This is a genomic window from Mycoplasma todarodis, from assembly GCF_004335995.1.
GTDB classification, from domain to species: domain Bacteria; phylum Bacillota_I; class Bacilli_A; order Mycoplasmatales; family Metamycoplasmataceae; genus Mycoplasma_K; species Mycoplasma_K todarodis.
In genome coordinates, this window is sequence record NZ_PSZP01000011.1 from 1 (window position 1) to 19,850 (window position 19,850).

Below are 19,850 nucleotides of genomic sequence, written 5' to 3' on the forward strand. Positions count from 1 at the left end.
GATAACGCTGGTATCTTACTACGTGGTATCGCTAGAGATGATATTGAACGTGGACAAGTTCTTGCTAAACCAGGATCAGTTACACCTCATACAACATTCAAAGCGCAAATCTATGCACTTAAAAAAGAAGAAGGTGGAAGACATACTCCTTTCTTCAAAAACTACAAACCACAATTCTACTTCAGAACAACAGACGTTACAGGTGGAATCGAACTTCCAGCTGGAACAGAAATGGTTATGCCAGGAGACAGTATTGAACTTACTGTTAAACTAATTAACCCAGTTGCTGTTGAAGAAGGAACAAAATTCTCAATTAGAGAAGGTGGACGTACAGTTGGTGCTGGTTCAGTTGTTACAATTACTGAGTAATTAAACCAAAATTAACTTACAAAAAAAGATAATCCTTTATGGGTTATTTTTTTTAAACTAAAAAAAGTTAACCTTTTATAAATAATTATTTTTTATAGGTCTTTTTTCTTTATAATTTATATATGACTAACTTAGCAAATGAAATAAGACCTGAAACACTAAAAGATGTTGTGGGACAAAAACACTTAATGCCATTATTAGAAAATGTAATTTCTAAAAAAGTAATGACATCATTTTTGTTTTACGGTAAACCAGGTATTGGTAAAACAACTTTAGCATCAATTTTAGCTAAAGAATTAAACAGACCTTATGGTATTTTCAACGCTTCTAAAGATTCGAAAGCAACCTTAGTAGATCTTATATCATCAAAAGAAATAATAATTATTGATGAAATACATAGATTAAACAAAGACAAGCAAGATATATTATTATCATATATGGAACATGGGGAAGTTATTGTTTACGGAACAACTACAGAAAATCCATACTTTATAGTTAATCCTGCCGTAAGAAGTAGGTTACATATTTTGGAATTAAACCCTTTGGAAACAAAAGATGTTATAAGCGGCTTAAGTCACATGATTAAAAAACATGAATTAGATATCAAATTAGATGATAAAACCCTTGAAATGATTGCTTTACGCTCATCAGGGGACTTTAGAACGGCTTTGAACACACTGGATTTAATAACTCAAATATATCCCGGAGAAGAAATAACAGAAGAGAAATTAATAAGTATAGCTCCCTCTGTAAAATTTTATTCTGATAAAACCGGTGATGGACATTATGATTTTCTATCAGCTTTCCATAAATCACTAAGAGGTTCTGATGTAGATGCAGTTCTGTATTATGCAGCTGTTATCGTTAAAACAGGAGATATTCAAGGTCTTTATAGAAGAATGCTTGCATTCACTTATGAGGATATAGGTATGGCTAATTCTCAAATGGGTTTAAAGGTTGATGCGGCAATTAATGCAATGGAAAGATTAGGTTTCCCTGAAGCCTACCAACCGCTAGGAGCTATATTGACTGAATTAGCACTTTCACCAAAATCAAATTCATCATATGTTGCAATGCACATGGCTAAGAATATAGTTGAAAAAGGTATGGTTTTTAATCCACCTTCACACTTAAAAGATGCGCATTATGCTTCGGCAAAAAAACTTAATAAAGGTCAAAATTATAAATATCCGCATAATTTTAAAAATAATTGAGTTGAACAAGAATATATGCCAAAAGAATTAAAAGGTCATCAAATATTCGAGTATGGAAATAATGCGAATGAACGTAGAATAAAAGAATATTGAGAAGCTATAAAAAATAATAAAAAATAAACATGCATTATCGCAAGTTTATTTTTTATTATTAATTTTTTAAGCTACTTTTTTTGGGTAAGCAGATATGGCAAGAGAACCAATACCAGCTTGAATCCCTATTGCACTTGAAATCATTTCTATTTGAACGTTCTCAAACCCTGCTTCATGGAGTTTTGTCAGCATTATTTCTTTAGTTGATTCCTTAGAATACATCAATACAATATTGAAATCATTCATTTTATCTTTAATTGAATCTTTCATCCTTGAAACAATTGTAGATGCCGCTTTAGCAAAACCACGTCTAACACCTTTAACTTCAATTTCTTGATTTTTATAATTGATCAAAGGAACTATTTTGAATTTTGATAATAATAAAGCTGCTCCTTTTTTTGCACGACCATTTCTTTTGATAGCATCAAGCCTTTCGGGTATCATTCAAGTTATCAGATTATTTGAGAAGGTATCGAAAGCTTTTTTAGCATCTTCTACTGACATACCTTCTTCATTAACGGCGTTTGAAATTCATTTAGCTGCTTCAATATATGAAGGACCAACAAGAGTATTATCTCAAACCTCTACTTGACCATTGAAATCAGCTGCAATAGCATTTGCTGTTGAGAATGCTGATGACATACCTGAAGCTAAACAAAGATAAACAACTTTTTCATACTTCTTAGTCATCTCTTTGAAGATATTCTCAATATCTCCAGCGTTAGGTTGTGATGTTTTTGCATCAGTTGCTTCATCAATCAATTTCATTGATTCTGTAAAATCTAATTTTTCTCCATCTTTATATAATTTACCGTCAAGAACTACCTGTAATGAAAGGTAACCAAAACCTAGCTCTTCAATTTCTGTTTTTGTTCTAGAGCAAAATGAATCTAGAATTATTCCTATATTTTTCATGTAATTATTATACATTATTACTATAAAAGTTGACTTTCAACTCATGTTTTTCATATGTTTTAGATAATTTTAGGTAAGAAATAATAAATTTAGTTTTTTTATTTTTTAGCAAACATACTAAAAGAGTGCTAATTATGATAAAATAAACATTATGAATAAAAAAGATTATTATGAAGTACTAGGAGTTGCAAAATCCGCAACACCACAAGAAATTAAAAAAGCATTCAGAAAGCTTGCTATGAAATATCACCCAGATAGAAATAAAGCTGCTGATGCAGAAGATAAATTTAAGGAGATAAACGAAGCTTATGAAATCCTTTCTGATGAAGAGAAGAGATCACAATACGATCAATTTGGTCATGCCGCATTTGAACAAGGTGGAATGGGTTCAGGAGCAGGATTCGGTGGATTCGGTGGATTTGGCGACATTTTTGGTGACATTTTTGGTGGAGGTTCTTCAAGAAGAAGGGGTCCTTCAAAAGGTGAAAACTATCAAGCGTCAGTTTCAATTGATTTTATGGATTCTATTTTAGGTTCAACAATCGAAAGAACATTACCAAAATATGAACAATGTTCTGAATGTAATGCAACAGGTGCTGCTTCAGCTTCTGATATAGTTACATGTAGTGATTGTCATGGTTCTGGTTCAACAGCAAGAATAGTTAATACTCCATTTGGGAGAATGCAATCACAAGGGGTTTGTGAAAGGTGTTCTGGTCAAGGAAAAATTATCAAAAATAAATGTAAAAAATGTCACGGTAATAAAATTACAGCCATTAAAAAGAATGTTGAAATTTCAATTCCGGCAGGTATTCAAGATGGTCAAACAATCATCGTTGAAGGATATGGTGCAGCAGGTAAAATGGGTGGACCATCAGGAGATCTATATTTAAATATTCAAGTAAAATCTCACAAACATTACAAGAGAGATGGGAATAATCTTTATATGAGAGTTCCGGTTTCGATGCTTGATATAATTTCTTCAAATAAAATCATGATTCCTACTCCATATGGAGAACATGCATTCAAACTCTCTTCAAAATACGCTTCAGGCGATAAATTCACTATTTCCAAAGCTGGTGTGCCAAGTGTTAGAACAGGTAGAAAAGGTGATTTAATAATTGAATTAAGTATTTATATACCTAAATTATCAGCAAAAGAAAAAGAAAAAGTTGTTAAAGCAATGGCAAAAGTCAAAGATGAGAAATTTAACAAATGACAAAAAGATTTTAAATAAGTACCTAATTAATGGGTATTTTTTTAATGCAAATAATTATATTTTTATAAAAAACAATACATATATTAATGAAGATTAAAAAATCTTTAAAGGAGGGGAAAATGTTATATAAAATTGGGAAGATAGTTTCTATAGGGAAGAATTATATTATTTTAGAAAGTAATTATAGGGGCGAAATAGTTTATGTTCCAAGACCTAGTGATTTTGTAGCTGATAAAATAATTAAAGTTTTTATTTATGAATATAAATACGAGAATATTTCTTCTTTATATGGGTTTAAAACTTTTAAAGAAAGAATTTTGTTTGAAGATTTACTTGGTGTTCCAGGCATCGGTCCAAAAACAGGAATACAAATAATGAAAGAAAAAATAAAAACAATATTAGGGTTTTTATTGAGTGGTGATGCAGAAGCACTGGCGCACTTGCCTGGGTTAGGAGTTAAATCCGCTAAACAAATGATTTTTGAATTGCAAGATAAATATATAAAACTCACTGCAAATAAAGAACGAAATAATAGTAAAAACAAAGAAGGGCTCCACATCGTTAGTGAAATCATTCCTACACTCAAAACTTTAGGGTTCAATAAAAAGCAAATAAACTCGAGCATACATTTGGTGAAGCCAAATAAAAACATAGAAGTGATGGTTGAAGAAGCCATAAAACTTATTTCTAATGCAAAGCAAAAAGTCGCTTAGACCACAAAATTTTGAGGAGTTTATTGGCCAAAGGAGATTGGTTCATACATTAAAAATAATGATCGATTCAGCTATAAAAAGAAAAGTTATGTGTGATCATATTCTATTACATGGAAAACCAGGAATAGGTAAAACATCACTAGCGCTATTGATTGCTAAAGAAATGAATACAGGTATTAAATTTGCGCAAGGATCTTTAATGGAGAAGAAAGCAGATATATTGTCACTATTCGCAACAATACAGAAGAATGATGTCATTTTTATTGACGAATTTCATGGAATAAACAAGCAAGTGGAAGAACTAATATACTCAGCATTGGAAGATGGTGTTATTGATATACCCATAGGAATTGATGGGGAGTCAAAAATTGTAAGAATGAAATTACCACCCTTCACTATGATTGGAGCAACAACAAAATTCAACAAAATTTCATTACCTTTAAGGGAAAGGTTTGGTTTGATTGGTAAGTTAATCGACTACGAAAAAGAAGAATTGATATCCATCATTAATATAACTTCAAAGAAACTAAAGATTAAGGGAACAAAAGAAGCAAAAGAATTAATAGCTTCATACTCTAATTTCATTCCAAGAACAGCAAACAATCTTTTAAAAAGATGTCGTGATTTTTCACTATCGGAAGATAAGAAACAAATTGATAAGGAAATGGTTTTGAAAACATTTAGATTTATTGGTTTATATAAATATGGCTTAAATGATATGCATATTGAATACATAAAAGTATTAGGTAATGTATTTAATGGTGGGTGGACTTCCTTGGAGGCTATTTCTGGAGTTATTTGTGAGTCTAAAGAAAATATCGAACAGGATATTGAGCCGATTTTACTTAAAAGAAGTTTATTAAAGAAATCCTCTAGAGGTAGGATGCTTACTACAAAAGGAATTAACTATTTGACAACCTATAATTTGTAACTTATATTTGTAAAATAATATATAATATAAATACTTATGAAATTCTTTAAATGACTTAAAAACAAATGAGTTCGTATCGCCATCTTAACAACTACATTGATAGGAGCCATTCTAACTATCACTCTTGGGAGTGCACTTTATACTAGTAAGAACACAAAAACTTCAATAGATTATGGTGGTGGTGCTTCTGTAACTGTTCAAGTTATTGAAAGTAATGGAGAGGCCGCTAACAAAGAAAAAACACAACAAGTTTTCGATAACATTGTTAAACGTGTTGATCCTTTAGGTATTAATGGGGTTGCTCAAGCATCTACTATTGGTAAAAATGGATACATAACAATATCAAAGGCAGCTATTAAAACTGATGAAGAAATGCAAGAATTTGAAGATCTAATAAAAACAAAGCCAACTTTATCTATATACAACTTACAAGACAAATCACTTTTTAAAAATGGTTTATTTGTTCCTGGTGGAGTTAGTCCAACAGAGATTTCCGGTGGTAAAACAATTGTACATGGGACAGATAATGACTATAAAGTTCCATTTAAAGAAAATAAAGCGAAAGCAGTTCAGCAAAATGGTAGTTGAGTTGTTTCTATTGAGTTAAAGAATGATCAAGCTGCTAGAGAATGAGGAAAAGCAACTACATGAATGTCTAAACAAAAAGATAAACGTATGGTTGTGTGAATGAATCACCAAGGTCTACTAGATAAAATTTTAAACGATATGCCAACAAGCGGGATAATTCGTCAAAAATTTGAACAAGCAAATCAAAATCTATTCAGAACCATTTCAATTCCTAATTCAAAAGGTGCAATGTGAAATAAATTATTCGTCAATGAAGGGTTGCAACCTGCAAATACATATGCAGTTTCTGTTGCTTCGGTAAACAAACCTTTATTTGGTAATTCATTTGTTATTACTGGTAACTTTAATGCTGATTCAGCTAGAAAATTAGCTGCAAGTATTAATTATGGATCTGCTAATTATGATTTACAACCTAAATCTACACACTTCTTAACAGCTGACTATGGACAATCAGCATTTAGGAAAGCTTTAATAGCAGGTATTATAGTATTTGCATTGATTGCAATATTCATGATGGTTAACTATGGTCTACTGGGGGCATTGTCAACAATCTCGATTGCTCTATACATGTTTTTAACACTAACAATGTTTACAGTTATGCGTGGGGAATATTCTCCAGAAACAATCGCTGCCCTTATTATAGGTATCGGTATGTCGGTTGATGCGAACATAATTACCTTTGAACGACTCAAGAGTGAGGTGTTGGATGGCGCCACGCCAAACAAAGCGCACTCAATAGCTAATAAGCTTTCATTATCAACAATATTCGATGCTAACGTAACAACGTTAATTGTTGGATTTGTATTATTCTACTTTGGTACAGCTTCAGTTAAAGGATTCTCAATTATGTTAATTCTTTCAATTGTATTTACACTGTTTGTTATGTTGTTATTTACAAGATTAATTTCAACATTATTAGTAAAATTAAAACTCTTTGATAATAGAACTTACTTATTAGGCGTTAGAAAAAAACGAATCAAAGCAATTGCTAATCCAAAAACTGAAAAGTTACGTAACTTTGATTATATGAAACACTCTAAATGATTCGTTGTTGGTTCTTCATTAGTTGTTGGAGCATCAGTTATAATATTCGCTGTTATAGCGGGTATTGCTGGAAGTATGTCTAGAGGGATAAATTCTTCTATAGAATTCTCAGGTGGAACAATAATGAGTATTTCTGCTAATAGGGAAAATACAAAAAATGGTAAGTATTTATCATCAAGCGATGCTAAATTAATGAAAGAAGCGCTTGTTAAAGAAAATATTATTTCTACAGATGACGCGGAAGTTTTATATAAAGATCAAGCAAAAGAACAAGCTATTTTACAAATTAAATCAAAAAACGCAATCCCTAATGATCAAAAATTTAGAGATGCAATAACAAATTACTTTAAAAATAAAACAAATAAATTAGATCCTAAAAACTATAGTTTTGAAGGTCAATCAGTAACATCTGATGTTGCTAATGCATTAGTCAAGGATGCTATGATCGCAATCGCAATCGCAATGTTGGCAATAGTTCTATATACATTAGTTAGATTTAAATGAACATACTCAATTTCAGCTATTTTAGCCCTTGTGCATGATGGGTTAATAGTAACAGCGGTATTTGTCATTACGAGAGTTGAGATTTCACCTGTATTTATTGCTGGGTTACTCTCAGTTCTCGGATATTCAATAAATGATACTATTGTTACATTTGACCGTGTGCGTGAAAAAATGAAACAAAATGTTGGGGAACTAACAAAACAAAAATTAAGATCGATAGCAAATGAAGCTATTAAAGATACAATTAAACGTTCTCTATTAACTTCATTTACAACAATAGTTGCTGTTATTGTTCTTATGTCATTTGGTAATGCTACAAAAATGGCATTTAATGTTGCAATGCTTGCTGGGCTTGTGTCAGGTACTTATTCTTCAATATTTATCGCTACATATGCATGAGTTCACTTGGAAGCTTATTCGCAAAAACGTTCAAAAGCAAGACAACAAAAGAATTTCTGAAAATTGAATGGTCATGAGGAACAAACAGTTGACGGAATCAATGATTTTAGAAGTTAATTAATAATTATCAAAATAGAGCAAATTGCTCTATTTTTGTTATATAATATCTATAAATAGATACGTCATTGAAAAGATTAGGCATCTTGGAGACAGTAGGTAACTCTACCGCAAAGTCAGCGTTAAAGACTTAAGAGTCCGTTCATGGGGTGGCACGTTGGCCCTCATGTAGGACTTTTTTGTATCTTAAATATATAAAAGGAGTAGTTATGTTTAAAAGACCAAAAGGAACAAAAGATATATACGGACAAAGACAAGAACACAGAACACTTGTATTAAAAACATTAGAAGGGGTTGCTTCATTCTATAATTTCAAAGAAATTGAAACACCTATATTTGAATCAGTTGATTTATTCAAAAGATCAGTTGGAGAAACTTCAGACATTGTAACGAAAGAGATGTATGAATTCAAGGATAAAAAAGGTAGAGAATTTGTTCTTAGACCTGAAGGAACAGCAGGAACTATAAGAGCTTTTGTTGAAAATAAAATGTATGCTCAATCTCAGCCGACAAAATTATTCTATAACGGTCCAATCTTTAGGTACGAAAGACCACAAAAAGGAAGACAAAGACAATTTACACAATTTGGTATTGAACTTATAGGTGCAAAATCACCTGCAGCAGATGCGGAAGCTATTATGATGGCACACCAAATGTTAATGACTTTAAAAATCAAGAATGTTAAATTATTGATCAATTCAATTGGTGATGCGAACACAAGAAATAATTATTCAGATGCGTTAAGAAAATACTTTGAGGATTATAAAGAACAACTTACTGAATTATCAATTAGCAGATTAGAAAAAAATCCTTTAAGAATATTAGATGATAAAATCGACGGAGAAAAAGATTTTGTTAAGAATGCACCAAAAATCAGTGAATTTTACACAAATGAATCTAAAGAGTATTTTGAAAAAGTTAAAAAGCTATTAGATGGCGTAATGATTCCTTATGAAGTATCTGATAAATTGGTTAGAGGGCTTGATTATTATTCAGAAACTATATTTGAATTTGTTTCTGGTTCAGAAGCGGCTGGATCTCAATCAACAATTATCGGAGGTGGTAGATACGATAATCTCGTTGAACAATTTGGAGGACCTTCAATATCAGGTGTTGGGTTTGGACTTGGAGTTGAAAGGCTTGTAAATGAAGTTGAAATGGTACATGGAGAAATTAAACCAACCGTAGATGCTTTTGTGGTTAATATGGATGATGAAACCACTATCGCAACAAGTTCACTTACTTATATGTTAAGAACAGCAGGTTTCGTAGTTGAATATAACTTAAAACCAATGAAATTAAATAAAGCATTTGATAAATCAAAAACAGTAGGTGCTAAATTTGTTATTATATTTGGTAAAAATGAATTAAAAAATGGAAAAGTAGTTGTTAAAAACCAAAGTAATGGTGAACAAGAAGCGGTAGATCTTATGGAATTGGTAGATTACCTTGATGAAAGAACGGAGCAATAATGAAAAAAATAAATAATGGACAATTAAGAAAAAATGATGCGGGTAAAACAGTAACGCTAAAGGGTTGAATAGCGAATAGACGTAAGATGGGTTCTTTAACTTTTATTGACTTAAGAGATAGATGAGGAATTACTCAAATAGTTGTAGAAGGTGGAACACCTCAAGATGCCACTAAAGAATCAGTTATTGAAGTTACTGGAAAAGTAGCAATTAGAAAAGATATCAACCCTGATATGCCAACAGGAGAGATAGAAATTATTTCTGAAGAGTTAAAGGTATTGGCTACTTCTGAAGTTCCTCCTTTTGTTATTAGAGACGATATTGAAATCAAAGAGGATAATAGATTAAAACATAGGTTTATGGATTTAAGAAGAACGAGAATGACACAAAATCTTATTCTTAGACATAAATTAATTAAAGCTGTTAGAGATTACCTTGATGAAAGAGATTTCTTGGAAGTTGAAACACCATATTTATCAAAGTCAACACCAGAAGGAGCGCGTGATTATTTAGTTCCTACAAGAGCGCATGGTAAATTCTTTGCTTTACCTCAATCACCACAACTTTATAAACAATTATTAATGGCTTCAGGAATAGAAAAATATTTCCAAGTTGCTAGATGTTTTAGAGATGAAGATTTAAGAGCGGATAGACAGCCTGAATTTACACAATTAGATATGGAAATGTCATTTACTACTCAGAAAGACATAATGGAACTGATTGAAGGTATGTATACTGAAGTTTTTAAAAAACTAGGATTTAACGATAAATTAGAATTCCCTATTATGGAATATGATACAGCTATGGATTTATATGGTTGTGATAAACCAGATTTAAGATATGAATACAAATTAATTGAGGTTACCGAAAAATTTAAGAATACAACATTCAATGCTTTTAAAACAGCACCAACAATTAAAATGATTGCATTTGATAAAGTGTTATCAAAAAAACAAATCAAAAAACTTGAAGAAGTTGCTAAAAAGAATAAAGCAAAAGGTCTTGCTTGAGCAAGTTTTGATGGTGAAGAAAAAACTGGACCTGGTTACAAATTCTTTGAAGCTGAAATTAACTCGATTGCAAAAGAAGTTGAATGAAACACAGGTACACTATTATTTGTAGCTGATAAGTATGATAATGCAGTTCAAGCTTTAGGTGCGGTTCGTGTTGAATTAAATAGAATGTTTAAATTAGCAAGTGATGGCTTTAAGTTTACTTGAATTGTAAATTGACCAATGTTTGAATATAACGAAGAGGCAGATAGATATATAGCTGCCCATCACCCATTTACAAGTCCAACTGATGAAACTCTGGATTTCTTTGATACTAAACCTTTAGAGGCTAGAGCAAAAGCATACGATCTAGTTCTAAATGGATTTGAAATTGGTGGGGGTTCAATTAGGATTAATAATCCAGAAACACAAAGAAGAATGTTTTCCGCAATTGGGATGACACAAGAAACAGCAGAATCTCAATTTGGTTTCTTTTTAGAAGCATTTAAATATGGATTACCGCCTCATGGTGGTATTGCATTTGGTGTAGATAGATTAGCAACTATTTTAGTGGGTGAGGAATCAATAAGAGAAGTTATTGCCTTTCCTAAGAATGCAAAAGGTATCGATCCAATGTCTCAATCACCTTCAGATGTAACTACAGAACAGTTAGAAGAATATAACCTAATTCTTAAAGAGGAATAGGTTTTTTCTTTATATAATAATTTTATGAAAATCACAAATGAAAAAAAACACGGTGAAAAAAACGAAGTAACAAATAAAAAAATAAAGGAAGAAACAAAAAACAAAAGTGTTTCAGAAGAACAAACTAAAAAAAGATATCAAGGATACAATAAAAATAACACAATATTGCAAATAACTATCTCTGGAATGTTAGTAGCTTTAGCGGTTTTAGTTGGTGTTTATGGTCATTTCACTCTTGGGGGAGGTGGAGTTTATTTATTAGCAGCAGTTGTTTTCTTATTTCCTCTATTCCTTAGGTTGCCCTTTGTTGTTTTAACAACAGCAATATCTTGTGTAGTTACGGATTGAGCTACAGGGTGAATTGCTTTCACTTGGATTACATTGATTGCATATGGTGGAGCTGTTATGGTTGTATGACTATTCCAATTAACTAACAAAAGATACTCATACTTTATTGGGACTTTATTAGGTTCTGTTTATCTTGTGTTGGTTTACATGTTGATAGAGATGGTTGTTCCGGCTTATGGAGTTGCTCTTGCATTGAAAGATGCTATAGCAACAACTGTACAAATGGCTATATGTGTTCCGATAGTTTGAATATTATATTTCCCTATGAAAACGGTTGCACAAACAATAAAAATATAACCAATGGTTATGTATTTATTTTGTGTGTTATGATAATAATATGTTAGAAAAAATTAAACTATATTTTCCGAAAAACGGGAAACAATGAAAGATATTTTTGCAATTAGCAATGCCAGTTATTGGTGGTTCATTACTTTTTGCAATGAACTCTTTTGTAGATAACTTCATGGTTGGTAGTATTAAGGGAGCTACAGCCGGTTTATTTGCAGCAAATTCATGAACAAGTATAATCATGGGTATTTTTGCTGGTTCAGCAGCGACTGGTTCAATATTGGTTGCTCAATATTACTACTCAGGTAATCATGAAAAGGTTAGAGAGATTGCAAAGATAAGGTGAATGATAACTTTATCGGTAGCTGCAATTTTTACAATTTTTGCATGGATAATGCCTGAAGAGATGATCGCTGTATTTTTACAAAAATCTAAAGCAGGTGGAGGAGAGTATAAAGATCAACTTCAACAAGGTGTAAGTTATATTAAATGAATTTCATTGATGTGAATGCTTATTGCCTTTACGTTTAACCTTGGGAATATGTACAGAGAGACAGGGTGAGGTAAAGTTCCATTCTATACTGGTATTGTAGGATTAATTGCCAACGTTATTTTAAATTATTTAACAATGCATACAAATACCTTCCAAGTGGGAGGAATGGATGCTAGTGGAGCTGCTTTCGCGTCTATAGCGGCAAGAATTTGTGTGTTAACATCATTGGTTGCTTATGCAATGATTAAAAAACTTCCAGTCATCTTTAAGCCTTGAACAATCTTTAAGATATCAAAGATTATCCATAAACAATTTTGAACAAGAGGATTAATATTCTTATTCACAGCTTCTTCAATGATTTTCATCACTGTAAGAAATAAATTATATGTAGCTGGTTACCCTGATGGGTCGATTGAATCAACGATTGGTTCTGCAGCTTTCTTGGGATTAACTGGTTCGTTATTTGGAGTATTCTCCGTAGTGTTCAATGCTATTAACGTTGTTGTTTCTAAATTTGTTGGTGGAGAACTTGGTAAAGATAATATCGAATTAGCTAAAGAAAATTCAAAACGATTACATGGATTTAATACTACATTAGCAATATTCTTCTCAGTTATCTTATTTGCATTTTCATTTTTAGTTGTGAAAATGACTTTCTTACAAAATACAGCTGCAAAAATACAAGATCATAATAGTCTCGCTTGGACAAATGCAATCAAACATGATGAATTAGTTCTCAAATGAACAAAATATTCGTTATGACCATTAGCGTTATTTTTCCCATGATGAATTTGATTTGTAACTTCCAAATCATCCGCTGTTTCTGGGGGAAGGGTTAATTTAGTGTCAAGTATTGATGTTATAACAGCTGGACCACTCCAAATAGGGTGATTAGCAATTGTTATGCTGGTAATCGTTCCACATACACACGTTAACTTTGCTGTTGCGTATGGAATATTCTTCTTATCAGATATTCCTCGTGGTATTGCCTTTATGCTTGTTTACTATAAATCTAATTGAGCAAGAAACATTACACATGAAAAAGCGCAAGCAAAACAATTTGCTGCACTTGATGATATTCAAAGAGAAGGAGTAGGTAAAGAATAGCCTACTTTTTTTTATTGCCTTAAATAAAAGACGGGGTATTCAAAGGAACTTTACTATTTTCTTGTATAATTCTTTTATTATGTATAAACACAAAGAAATAGAAACAAAATGACAGAAGTATTGAGAAGAAAATCAAGTATTTAAGACAACTGAAAAATCAGATAAGAAATTCTATGCATTGGATATGTTCCCGTATCCTTCAGGTGCTGGATTACATGTTGGGCATCCAGAAGGATATACTGCCACTGATATTGTTGCAAGATATAAAAGATTAAATGGTTTTGATGTATTACATCCAATTGGGTGAGATGCATTTGGACTCCCTGCAGAACAATATGCTATAAAAACAGGTAACCATCCTAAATACTTTACTCAAGAAAATATAGACAACTTTAGAAGACAAATTAAATCTTTAGGATTTTCATATGATTATGACAAAGAAGTTAATACAACTGACCCAAAATACTACAAGCAAACTCAGTGAATTTTTGCACAAATGTATAAAAAAGGATTAGCTGAAATTAAAGATATTGAAGTAAACTGATGTGAAGAGTTAGGGACAGTGTTGGCTAATGAGGAAGTTTTAACTGCAGAAGATGGTTCAAAAATTTCAGAACGTGGAGATTTCCCAGTTATTAAAAAACCTATGAAGCAATGAGTTCTTAAAATTACAGACTATGCAGATAAATTACTTGAGGGATTAGAAGAAGTAGAATGACCAAATTCCTTAATTGCACTTCAAAGAAATTGAATTGGTAAAGAAACTAAAGATGGAAAAACTACATATCATCTTAGAGATTGAATTTTTGCAAGACAAAGATATTGAGGTGAACCATTCCCAATTGCATTTGATGAAGATAACAACGTTCTTTTGATTGAAGAATTAGTTGAACTTCCAGAAATGGATGAAATCAAACCATCAGGAACTGGAGAATCTCCACTTGCGAATAATACTGATTGAGTTAATTATGAACAAGATGGAAAAAAATATAGAAGAGATACCAATACAATGCCTCAATGAGCAGGGTCATCATGATATTACTTAGCATATATCCTAAAGAATGCGGATGGTACATACGAAGATCTTGATAGTGAAGAAGCTAAAAGAAGATTTGAAAAATGATTGCCAGTTGATTTATATATCGGAGGTCAAGAACACGCTGTTTTACACCTTTTATATGCTAGATTTTGACATAAAGTATTATTTGACCTTGGTGTAGTTCCGACGTCTGAACCATTCCATAAAATTGTTAATCAAGGAATGATACTGGGTACAGATGGTACAAAAATGTCTAAGTCAAAAGGTAATGTAATTAATCCTGATGATATTGTTGAAAGTATGGGTGCAGATACATTAAGAGTTTATGAAATGTTCATGGGACCTCTTATTGATACAAAACCTTGATCAACAGAATCAATAGAAGGAATAAGAAAATGACTTGATAGAGTTGAGAGAATGTTCTCATTACCACAAAGTGGAAAGTCAAAAACTGTTTCTGATTACAACAAGATGGTTAAAGAAATTACAAAAGATATTGATGAATTAAAATTCAATACAGCTATTTCTAAAATGATGGTTTATGTAAATGCTAATTATAAAAATGGTGAAGTTAATAAAGAAGAACTTAAGGGATTTGCCGTTGTTCTATCTATATTTGCCCCTCACTTAGCAGAAGAGATGTTGGAAAATCTTGGTGAAACACCGATACATACACAAACATGACCAACATTTAACGAAGAATTAATTCAAAGTTCAAATTTAATTATTGCTGTTCAGGTTTCTGGTAAATTAAGAGCGAAAATCGAATTTGATACAAAACCAGAAAAAGAAGAAGTTATGAAACTAGCATTAGCACACGAAAATGTTCAGAAATTCATTAACGATAAAACAATAATAAAAGAAATTTATGTTCCAGGTAAAATTTTAAACTTAGTTGTTAAATAATGCTAATAGCATTATTTTTTTATCCTTTATATAGGGATAAAAATGCAAGTGTTTTATTGTGTGGTAAGTTAAAAATATTGTTTATACTAAAAATTAATTAATGTTGTATAATTATTTAACTATGGCAAAAGTAATAATCGGAATGTCAGGTGGAGTTGATTCATCTGTAGCAGCATATTTATTAAAAGAACAAGGGCATGAAGTCGTTGCGGCTTTTATGCGTAATTGAGATTCGGTCGCTAATAATGATATTTTAGGTAATAAGAATGCAGGAACTCAAGAACAATGTCCTGAAGAAAGAGATTGAGCAGATGCACAAGAAGTTGCTGAAAAATTAGGGATTGAGATTCATAGAGTGGATTTTGTTAAAGAATATTGAGATAACGTCTTTGAATACTTTATAAAGGAATATAAAATGGGGAGAACACCTAATCCCGATATTTTATGTAATAAATACATTAAATTCGATAGTTTTATGAACTATGCATTAAACGAATTAGGTGGGGATTATATAGCAATGGGTCATTATGCAAAACAAGAGAATGGTGAGCTTTTTAGAGCAAAAGATTCAAATAAAGATCAAACATATTTCTTAGCACAACTTTCAAAAGAACAAATATCAAAAACTTTATTCCCGCTTGCTGATTTAGAGAAATCAGAAATTAGAAGAATAGCAGAAGAACAAGGATTAGTAACTGCACAAAAACCAGATTCTACAGGTATTTGTTTTATTGGAGAAAGAAATTTCACTCAATTCTTACAAAACTATATAGCAACTCAACCTGGTGAAATTAGAGATATAACTACAAATGAAGTGATTGGTAAGCATATTGGTGTTATGTACTACACAATAGGACAAAGAAAAGGTCTTAACTTAGGTGGTATGAAGGAACCTTATTATGTTGCAGGTCATGATTTGGATAAAAAAATAATTTGAGCAGCACCTTCATCAAGATCAGAATTCTTACTTTCTGATGAATTAATTGCTGGTGATGTTAATCTAAATACTGAAGATTTTGACATAAATAATATAAGTGTTAAATTTAGATATAGACAAAAAGATGTTAAAGCTGAATTAGAAATTTTAGAAAATACCATTAAACTAAAATACGAACCATTCGAAGCTGTAACTCCAGGGCAACAAGTTGTCTTATATGATGGGGAAAAATGTATCGGTGGAGCAACAATTGAAACATTATTTAAAAATGGTGAAAAAATAGACTATGTTTAGTCTATTTTTTGTATCTCGTTCATTTATCTTATACAATTAAAGTATGAAAAATAAAATTGAGAATAAAATTAAAAAATATGAATTAGAGATGAAAAAAACGTTAAAGGATTTAATTAGAATAAATTCTACTGAAGATTTAGAATCAGCTTCTGAGAATAAACCATTTGGTGAAGGTGTAAGAGAAGCAATGGATTATGTTATTGAAATGTCTAAAAAAGATTCGATGAAGTATAAAGATTTTGGGGGATATGCAATTGATATAAGAACTGATGATAGAGGTGGTGAGTATATAGCTGTAATTTGTCATATTGATACGGTTCCAGCTAACCCTGAGAAATGAGTTCAAAATCCATGAGATCCACTTGAAAAAGATGGCTTTATATTTGGTAGAGGAACACAAGATGATAAGGGTCCTTTAGTTGCTGTTTATTATGCGCTTAAAATAATTAAAGAATTAGGAATAGAGTTAGAAAAACCAGTTAGATTAATAATTGGTGGTAACGAAGAATCTGGATATGGTGGTATGACTAAATACTTTGAGTTAAATGAACAACCTGTCGCTGCTTTTACTGCAGATAATGCATTTCCAGGTATTAACAATGAAAAAGGTGGTGCTAGAGGGGATTTAGTATTTGATTTTCAAAACAAAACAATAATTTCCTTCAATGGTGGAGCAACTATTAATATAGTCCCTGATATAGCAGAAGCGGAAATAAAAACAGATCTTATGGAAGCTTCTATACCATTTTTCGAATATCTTGAAAAGAACGGTCTAGAGGGGTCGATTGATGCTCAAGGTGAAAATACCTTGGTATCAATCAAAGGTACGCCTGCACATGGTTCAACACCTGAAAATGGTGTTAACGCAATAACGCACCTAGCAAAATTCTTGTATGAATTAACTAATGATGAATTAATGAAATTAATAGTAGATAATTTTCACAATGAATTCGACGGTAAGGTAATTGGTATCAATCCTGAAACCGAAGAATTTGGAACAACTACAATCAACACAGGTATTGTTAGAACCAAAGGAAACAAATTAACGTTAAGCATTGATGTTAGATTCCCATATAAACTAACTTCCGCAATCATCGGTAAAATTATTTCATCAAAATTTAATGATGCGGAATTCTCATGATATAAAATAAACGAACCTTTATACTACTCTCCTGATTCTCAATTGGTATCTGCGTTATATTCAACATACCAAGAGTTTACAGGTGATTATGATTCACAACTAATAACTTCAGGTGGTGGAACATATGCCAAAATAACAAATAATTGTATTGCTTTTGGTGGATTATTCCCTGGATCAGAATGAAGGATGCATGCAATTGATGAAAGAGTTGTTTGAGCAGAGATTCTTAAGCAAACTGAAATCTATATCCACGCAATTATTAAGTTGGCTAAGATTAAGTGAAAATAAAAAAACACACTTTTGTGTTTTTTTATTTAGCTTTTATTTGTTTGGCATTTGTGCTTAAAAAATCATTTATATCAAAAGGGCAATTTGGTTTTTTTAAGAATTCTCCTCATTCCAAACTATAAATGGTTCGAGTCCCTAAATAACGATAACAAACAGTTGAACTAATTTCATTGGTTGAAAAAGGTTTGTTTTCAAAAAGGTTGATTAGTGTTTTTCTTAAATCTTTAATTGTGCTGTTTGTAGCCCCACGCATTAATTGTTTGAAATCTTCTCTAAATGAAGATTCTTCATTCATAACCATAGCTCTATGAGCAAATTCGGTATGTCAATTATAGTGTTTTGCTACATTGTAAGAGTGTGCAGAGAAATTCCTTATACGCTTTACGGCAAGCAAGAACAAACAAAAATCATCAATGCTATCAAAGTGTGATTCAACAGCATTCTCAAAGTGCTTCATAATTCTTAATTTATGTTTTTGATCCAAAGTTCGTTTGTTTAAAAATTCAATCTTTGAACCAAAAGATTTCGATCTATCAATATCAAATATCCCATCTGTTTCAGTAATCATCGCAACTTTTAAACATCTCTCGATTTTTTGACAAATAATTAAAAGATTATTTTTAATGGTGAAGTCCATATAGTACATGTTGAATAAATCGTAAACCTTAGTATCTTTCATAAAAAGATTGCTTTTATCATTTAGTAATAAAACTCCAATATACGAACAGATGTATTTTAGTTCATGTTTATTGGCAACCCAATTCCAAAATTCACTTTTTAAAGCCTTTCTTCTTATTAATTTTTTAACTTGTTTTGGTGATAAATTTTCAATAGGGAAATTCTCTTGTATATATTTTTTATTCATATATTAATGATAACACTTATACAAAGGTGAAAAAGCAGTATGAAAGTTTTTGGTTGAAATTCTTTTATTTTTAACTTATTAGTAGTATAATTACCTATGTATTTACAAAACAAAACGAAAGAGGTATTACAATGGATAACTTATCAAGCAATATGGGAAAAGTACAATTAGGACTAGGGAGAAGATTTTTAGCTGGGCTAATTAACGTAATATTAGCATTTACTATTATCGTTCCAATTCTTAACCTATACTTCATGTTTACAAAAAACTGATCAATCGGTACAAAACTAATGGGTTACGAATTCCAAGTTAAAGAAGATCAAAAAATAATGTACATTTTATTTGCAACATTATCAGTAGCATTCTTCTGACCAATTATGCTAATTGTTCAAATCGTATTCTTACTATCTGATTCAAAATTAGCAACTGAAAAATTCTCAGATGTAAAATTTGTTGAAACTAAATAGTTAAAACAAGTCAAATAATAAAATCCTACGGGATTTTTATTTTTTTATTTTGAGTTTTATATTATAATAAAGATACATTTCAAGATATGTCTAAGAAAAGGGTTGTGCAAACCTTGGAGACACTAATAATTAGCGAATAACTCACGTTACGAGAAAAGTCAGGGCTTTTTTATTTTGAAATTAAATACAAGGAGAAATAATATGAAAAAATTAACATCAAAAGAATTAAGAGAAGAATGACTGAAATTCTTCGAATCAAAAGGACATCTAAGGGTTGAATCTAAATCACTTATTCCAGTGAATGATCCATCACTACTTTGAATCAACTCAGGAGTTGCAACTCTAAAAGATTTCTTTTCTGGAAAAAAACAACCTCCAAGAAATAGAATTACAAACTCACAA

Annotated in this window: 17 protein-coding genes; 15 read left to right on the plus strand and 2 right to left on the minus strand. The window is 31.2% G+C overall.

The genetic code is table 4. The features are described 5' to 3' along the window. Both C4B25_RS02010 and C4B25_RS02015 read left to right on the plus strand, forming a co-directional pair. On the plus strand, positions 1–369 hold a 369-nt coding region (locus C4B25_RS02010), incomplete at its 5' end, for an EF-Tu C-terminal domain-related protein (RefSeq protein ID WP_472793364.1). A gap of 122 nt (positions 370–491) precedes the next feature. Next, positions 492–1,703 (plus strand): replication-associated recombination protein A, encoded by a 1,212-nt coding sequence (locus tag C4B25_RS02015; RefSeq protein WP_131613398.1) that lies wholly within the window; start codon positions 492–494, stop codon positions 1,701–1,703. Between the two features lie 39 nt (positions 1,704–1,742). Here C4B25_RS02015 and C4B25_RS02020 read toward each other — a convergent pair whose 3' ends face one another. Continuing rightward, entirely contained in the window at positions 1,743–2,591 is an 849-nt protein-coding gene (locus C4B25_RS02020) for a DegV family protein (protein ID WP_168380674.1), read from the minus strand. A gap of 151 nt (positions 2,592–2,742) precedes the next feature. Between C4B25_RS02020 and dnaJ the strand changes: the two genes are divergently transcribed. The 11 genes from dnaJ to C4B25_RS02075 all read left to right on the plus strand — a co-directional run bounded on the left by dnaJ (position 2,743) and on the right by C4B25_RS02075 (position 18,116). After that, the gene (gene dnaJ, locus C4B25_RS02025; protein WP_131613400.1) at positions 2,743–3,828 is read left to right on the plus strand and encodes a molecular chaperone DnaJ; all 1,086 of its coding nucleotides are present in this window, start codon (positions 2,743–2,745) and stop codon (positions 3,826–3,828) included. Between the two features lie 101 nt (positions 3,829–3,929). Further along, positions 3,930–4,523, plus strand: a complete 594-nt coding sequence (gene ruvA / locus C4B25_RS02030; RefSeq protein WP_168380675.1) for a Holliday junction branch migration protein RuvA — start codon at positions 3,930–3,932, stop codon at positions 4,521–4,523. Next, on the plus strand, positions 4,501–5,454 hold the full coding sequence (gene ruvB / locus C4B25_RS02035; protein WP_131613402.1) for a Holliday junction branch migration DNA helicase RuvB: 954 nt from the start codon (positions 4,501–4,503) through the stop codon (positions 5,452–5,454). The genes ruvA and ruvB overlap by 23 nt, the downstream gene beginning before the upstream one ends. 36 nt (positions 5,455–5,490) lie before the next feature. Then, positions 5,491–8,106, plus strand: a complete 2,616-nt coding sequence (secDF, locus tag C4B25_RS02040) for a protein translocase subunit SecDF (RefSeq protein ID WP_131613403.1) — start codon at positions 5,491–5,493, stop codon at positions 8,104–8,106. Between the two features lie 209 nt (positions 8,107–8,315). Continuing rightward, entirely contained in the window at positions 8,316–9,578 is a 1,263-nt protein-coding gene (gene hisS, locus C4B25_RS02045) for a histidine--tRNA ligase (protein ID WP_131613404.1), read from the plus strand. Beyond that, positions 9,578–11,275 carry an aspartate--tRNA ligase gene (aspS, locus tag C4B25_RS02050; protein ID WP_131613405.1) on the plus strand — a complete coding sequence of 566 codons (1,698 nt, stop codon included), beginning with the start codon at positions 9,578–9,580 and terminating at the stop codon, positions 11,273–11,275. Before hisS ends, aspS begins: the two co-directional genes overlap by 1 nt. Before the next feature lie 24 nt (positions 11,276–11,299). Continuing rightward, positions 11,300–11,920 carry a hypothetical protein gene (locus tag C4B25_RS02055; protein WP_131613406.1) on the plus strand — a complete coding sequence of 207 codons (621 nt, stop codon included), beginning with the start codon at positions 11,300–11,302 and terminating at the stop codon, positions 11,918–11,920. A gap of 40 nt (positions 11,921–11,960) precedes the next feature. Next, entirely contained in the window at positions 11,961–13,511 is a 1,551-nt protein-coding gene (locus tag C4B25_RS02060; RefSeq protein ID WP_131613407.1) for an MATE family efflux transporter, read from the plus strand. A gap of 79 nt (positions 13,512–13,590) precedes the next feature. Beyond that, positions 13,591–15,456: a class I tRNA ligase family protein gene (locus C4B25_RS02065; protein ID WP_131613408.1), complete on the plus strand. Its 1,866-nt coding sequence runs from the start codon at positions 13,591–13,593 to the stop codon at positions 15,454–15,456. 121 nt (positions 15,457–15,577) lie between these two features. Beyond that, complete coding sequence (gene mnmA / locus C4B25_RS02070; protein ID WP_131613409.1) at positions 15,578–16,687, plus strand: tRNA 2-thiouridine(34) synthase MnmA; 1,110 nt, start codon at positions 15,578–15,580, stop codon at positions 16,685–16,687. Between the two features lie 43 nt (positions 16,688–16,730). Further along, on the plus strand, positions 16,731–18,116 hold the full coding sequence (locus tag C4B25_RS02075; protein WP_131613410.1) for a Sapep family Mn(2+)-dependent dipeptidase: 1,386 nt from the start codon (positions 16,731–16,733) through the stop codon (positions 18,114–18,116). Between the two features lie 22 nt (positions 18,117–18,138). Here the strand turns inward: C4B25_RS02075 and C4B25_RS02080 are convergent, their stop codons facing one another. Beyond that, entirely contained in the window at positions 18,139–18,795 is a 657-nt protein-coding gene (locus C4B25_RS02080) for a hypothetical protein (protein WP_168380676.1), read from the minus strand. A 317-nt stretch (positions 18,796–19,112) separates the two neighbouring features. Here C4B25_RS02080 and C4B25_RS02085 point away from each other — a divergent pair, with 317 nt between their 5' ends. Both C4B25_RS02085 and C4B25_RS02090 read left to right on the plus strand, forming a co-directional pair. Further along, entirely contained in the window at positions 19,113–19,448 is a 336-nt protein-coding gene (locus tag C4B25_RS02085) for a hypothetical protein (RefSeq protein ID WP_131613412.1), read from the plus strand. Positions 19,449–19,649: 201 nt separating this feature from the next. Next, positions 19,650–19,850, plus strand: a 201-nt coding sequence (locus tag C4B25_RS02090) for an alanine--tRNA ligase-related protein (protein ID WP_131613413.1), incomplete at its 3' end; no start/stop codon positions are given.